Here is a 3,662-nt window from a genome sequence, read left to right as displayed (position 1 = left end):
AAGGCCCCCTGTTTCCTTTAGGCGATTTCCGTCAATCGCCTGATCCCACCCAAGCCTCCGGGGTGGGCGTGCGTGCCATCGATCACCCGCGCTCCAGCAGAGACCCCAAGTCGATGATCGCGGCGTTGGCCCGTCCCATATACGACGCCAGGATGAGCGAGTGGTTAGCAAGCACGCCGAAGCCGTGACCGTTCAGCACCATCGGGCTGTACTTGGGCACCACCGCGTTCTCGAGTTCGCGGATGATCTGTTGCATCGAGACCACCGCGTTCTTGTCTTCCAAGACCTGGCGGAACTCGATTTGGATCGCCTGCATCGAGTGCAGCAAGGCCCAGCTGTAGCCGCGCGCCTGATAGAAGACATCGTCGATCTTGGTCCAGGGCGTGCGCTCGAGCACGACCGGCGCCGACACGCCCTCGGACATCTGCTCGATCTCATCCGAACTCTTATCCTCAAGGGTTGAGGCCAGCGCCGGATCGGCGACGCTCGCCGCCAGCTGTTGGCCATAGCTGCCGAGCCGTTTCCCGACCACCTCGAGATGCGAGCGCAGGTTATCGGCACGCGCGAAGAACCCCGCGTTACTCTCTTTGTTCATCAGGGCCGCGAGATAGTCCTCCAACTGCTTGACGCCATCCTTGTACATCTCCTCGGCGGAGGGCAGGAACCAGGCATCGGAGCTGAAGGCGAAGTCCGAATCCGCTCGCTTGAGGGCGTCGCTCTCGATCGACTGGCTCTGCGAGCGGCTGAATTCATTGCGCAACGAACGCACCGTGTCGCGCAACTCGGTCAGCACGCCGTACTCCCAATTCGGCATGTTGTCGATCAAGACACCGGGGGGCAGCATATCGTTCTTGGTGAAACCGCCTGGCTTTTTCAGCAGGGTCTCGGCCACCCTGATCGCGGTCGACACATAGACGTCGCCCGAGACGGTGGCAAGGGCTTCGCGGCCGCTGCCGGTGATGGCATCGTCACCCGCGCGCTTCCTGACGTTCTCAACCACGTCGAAAGGCTTCGGCTGGATCGACCAGTACATTCCGAGCCCGCTGATGACGACGACGATGACGACGACGATGCCGAGCAGGGTTCGAAGCGCGCCACGCCCCTGTTTCTTGCCGGCGCCGGCCTTGGACGCGCCTGAGTCGGGCTTCTCGGATGGTTTTTGTGTGCTCATATGCATCACCTCTGCTTGAGCTGAAGGGAAAAGGATGGTTTGCTGATTATGGCGGACGGCCCAGGCGCCCTGGTTCGATGCGCGCACTCGACGTTCAAGGGGCAACCAGCGGTGGCGCGCACGAATGCGGTTGGCCAGACAACATTGAAACCGGACAACATTGAAAACAACCGCGCGCATGACTATCTGTCGCCGGTTGCGGCGTATCTCGAGGCTGCGGCGATCACATCGAGACAGACAACGGATGACAACCACAGATCAAGCGGGTACTAGGATACCACCGAGCAAGGGGTTAAGATCGAGATGAGCGCAAGTCTCCCCATTCGCCAACCCCTCCGGGTGCTTGGCCATGTCTTGTCGTACGCCGCGCTGTGGCTGGTGCTGGCCGGTGCCGATCCGCTTGGCTGGATCATCGGACTGCCGACGGTGCTGTTCGCCTCCTGGGCCTCGCTCAGGCTGTCGGCGAAGCCGCAGCGGCCGGGAGAGGCCCGGCCGAGCATCTGGGGTCTGCTGCGGTTCTTGCCCTTCTTCGCGCTCGAATCGGTGCGTGGCGGGGTGGATGTGGCCGCGCGCGTCATGCGTCCCCGGCTTAGGATCGAGCCAGGGTTTCAGCAATATCGGCTCAGCCTGCGCAATCCGCTGGCGCGCGTGGTCTTGCTCGATAGCATCAGCCTGCTGCCGGGCACGCTGAGCGCCGATCTGCGCGATGATATCATCGAGGTGCATGCGCTCGGCGCGAGTTCGGATCTCGAGCCCGCGCTGCAACGCCTGGAACGTCGCATCAGCCGGATCTTCCCTGAACCTTCGCAGGAGCCGTATCAATGAGCATGCCGGAGTTCTTTCTCGCGCTGGCCTTGGTGCTCCTCGTCACCATGGCGGCGGGCATGATCCGCATCATCGTCGGTCCGACGCCGGCCGACCGGATGATGGCCGCGCAGTTGCTGGGCACCTCGGGCATCGGCGTCCTGGTCCTGCTCGCGCCCGCGCTCGGCATCCCTGCGCTGATCGATGTCGGGCTCATTTTCGCCCTCTTGGCCGCGGTCTCGGTGGCCGCGTTCACGCGGCGTCGTATCGGCCGCAACCAGTGCTGAGGGCAGCGCACGATGGACGAGACCACGCTCGCGCCGATCATCGATAGCCTCTCCGTGCTGCTCGGCGTGGCCGGCGCCTTCTTCTTTATCGCCGGCACGGTCGGCGTGCTGCGCCTGCCCGATATCTTCACCCGGCTGCACGCCCTGACCAAGGCCGACAACCTGGGCCTCGGGCTGATTCTGCTCGCCCTGCTGCCGCACGCGCCAAACCTGTTCTATGGCCTCAAACTGCTCCTGCTTTGGCTGTTGGTGCTGATGGCCGGGGCAACCGGCGCCCATCTCATCGCTAAGCGCGCCCTGCGCTGCGATGGCGAAGATGAAGACCTGTACTGAGCCCTCGATCCCGAGCCCTGGTTCAGCCGGAGATGACCCATGCATCCACTCTTGCTCGCCTTTGACGCCGTGCTCTTGTTCACCCTGCTGGCGCTGGCGGCGGCCGCAATCCTCAGTCCCGAACCGCGCCGTGCAGTGATGCTCTTCATCGCCTTCGGCCTCTGGTTGTCGCTGGTCTGGGCGCGCCTGGGCGCGCCCGATGTGGCCCTCGCCGAGGCAGCGATCGGGGCCGGCATCGGCGGCGCCTTGATGCTGGCGGCGGCGCGTAGCGCCGCGCGGCGCCCAACCGACGCGGATCGAGAGGCCCCATGAATCGCGATCTCTCATTGCTGATCGGCATCCTGGTCGCGCTGCTCGCGCTGCTCCTGCTGTGGATCTTCCATGCCACCCTGGCGCTGGCGCCCACTCAAGGCCTCGGCGCGCTGGCCCTCGAGCACCTGCCGGAGAGCGGCGTCAGCAACCCGGTCACGGCGGTGCTGCTGAATTACCGTGCCTATGACACCCTGCTCGAACTCGGCGTGCTGCTGGCCGCGCTCCTCGGCATCTGGTCGCTCGGCCCGCCCCGGCCGGGCTTCCAGTCCGCCGGTCCCGCCCTCACGGCGATGGCCGGCGTGGTGGTGCCGCTCACCATCCTTACCGGCGGTTATCTGCTTTGGGCCGGCGGTCATGCCCCTGGCGGCGCCTTTCAGGCCGGCGCCCTGCTCGGCGCCGCCGGCGTGGTCATGCGTCTCGCCGGCAGGCCCGGCGCGGGGCTGCCGGGCGAGGCCTGGCAGCGTTGGCTGGTGGTGCTCGGCGCCGGCGTCTTCACACTCGTTGGCCTGGTGCTCGCGGTCACTGGCCATGGGTTCCTGACCTATCCGGCTGGGCTGGCGAAGTGGTTGATCCTGCTGATCGAGACGGCAGCGACCCTCGCCATCGGCGCGACCCTGGCCGCCGCCTATGTGGGCGGTCGGCCGGCGCCGATACGAACGCCCGCGCACACGCACGCCTCGTCCCTCGCGGAGCCGCGTCGATGAGCGTCCAGTTCCTCTACGGCGGTGCCGGCATCCTGTTGTTCGCGCTCGGGC

The 3,662-nt window shown here is 65.8% G+C and carries 6 protein-coding genes; 5 read left to right on the top strand and 1 reads right to left on the bottom strand.

What is annotated here, in order from left to right; genetic code table 11:
* Positions 1-82 precede the first annotated feature (82 nt).
* Positions 83-1,171 (bottom strand): DUF2333 family protein, encoded by a 1,089-nt coding sequence (locus ACLFQI_RS12465; protein ID WP_410759790.1) that lies wholly within the window; start codon positions 1,169-1,171, stop codon positions 83-85.
* Between the two features lie 303 nt (positions 1,172-1,474).
* On the opposite strand from ACLFQI_RS12465, the gene ACLFQI_RS12460 reads away from it, so the two are divergent.
* The 5 genes from ACLFQI_RS12460 to ACLFQI_RS12440 are packed head-to-tail and all read left to right on the top strand — an operon-like array spanning position 1,475 to position 3,611.
* Positions 1,475-1,996: a Na+/H+ antiporter subunit E gene (locus tag ACLFQI_RS12460; RefSeq protein WP_410759789.1), complete on the top strand. Its 522-nt coding sequence runs from the start codon at positions 1,475-1,477 to the stop codon at positions 1,994-1,996.
* On the top strand, positions 1,993-2,262 hold the full coding sequence (locus tag ACLFQI_RS12455) for a monovalent cation/H+ antiporter complex subunit F (RefSeq protein WP_410759787.1): 270 nt from the start codon (positions 1,993-1,995) through the stop codon (positions 2,260-2,262). The genes ACLFQI_RS12460 and ACLFQI_RS12455 overlap by 4 nt, the downstream gene beginning before the upstream one ends.
* 12 nt (positions 2,263-2,274) lie before the next feature.
* Positions 2,275-2,595, top strand: a complete 321-nt coding sequence (locus tag ACLFQI_RS12450) for a monovalent cation/H(+) antiporter subunit G (protein WP_410759786.1) — start codon at positions 2,275-2,277, stop codon at positions 2,593-2,595.
* A gap of 39 nt (positions 2,596-2,634) precedes the next feature.
* Entirely contained in the window at positions 2,635-2,907 is a 273-nt protein-coding gene (locus ACLFQI_RS12445; RefSeq protein WP_410759785.1) for a Na(+)/H(+) antiporter subunit B, read from the top strand.
* Positions 2,904-3,611 (top strand): Na(+)/H(+) antiporter subunit B, encoded by a 708-nt coding sequence (locus ACLFQI_RS12440; protein WP_410759783.1) that lies wholly within the window; start codon positions 2,904-2,906, stop codon positions 3,609-3,611. The genes ACLFQI_RS12445 and ACLFQI_RS12440 overlap by 4 nt, the downstream gene beginning before the upstream one ends.
* Positions 3,612-3,662: the final 51 nt, after the last annotated feature.

The organism is Halochromatium sp., from assembly GCF_046541315.1.
In the GTDB taxonomy this organism is placed as follows: Bacteria; Pseudomonadota; Gammaproteobacteria; order Chromatiales; family Chromatiaceae; genus Lamprobacter.
Note: the sequence above shows the minus strand (reverse complement) of the source record. Positions and strands in the feature narration are given on the sequence as shown.

Bases quoted from the DNA above. Each gene is read 5' to 3' on its own strand.
- ACLFQI_RS12465 (WP_410759790.1), bottom strand. From the start codon at position 1,171: ATGAGCACACAAAAACCATCCGAGAAGCCCGACTCAGGCGCGTCCAAG.
- ACLFQI_RS12460 (WP_410759789.1), top strand. From the start codon at position 1,475: ATGAGCGCAAGTCTCCCCATTCGCCAACCCCTCCGGGTGCTTGGCCAT.
- ACLFQI_RS12455 (WP_410759787.1), top strand. From the start codon at position 1,993: ATGAGCATGCCGGAGTTCTTTCTCGCGCTGGCCTTGGTGCTCCTCGTC.
- ACLFQI_RS12450 (WP_410759786.1), top strand. From the start codon at position 2,275: ATGGACGAGACCACGCTCGCGCCGATCATCGATAGCCTCTCCGTGCTG.
- ACLFQI_RS12445 (WP_410759785.1), top strand. From the start codon at position 2,635: ATGCATCCACTCTTGCTCGCCTTTGACGCCGTGCTCTTGTTCACCCTG.
- ACLFQI_RS12440 (WP_410759783.1), top strand. From the start codon at position 2,904: ATGAATCGCGATCTCTCATTGCTGATCGGCATCCTGGTCGCGCTGCTC.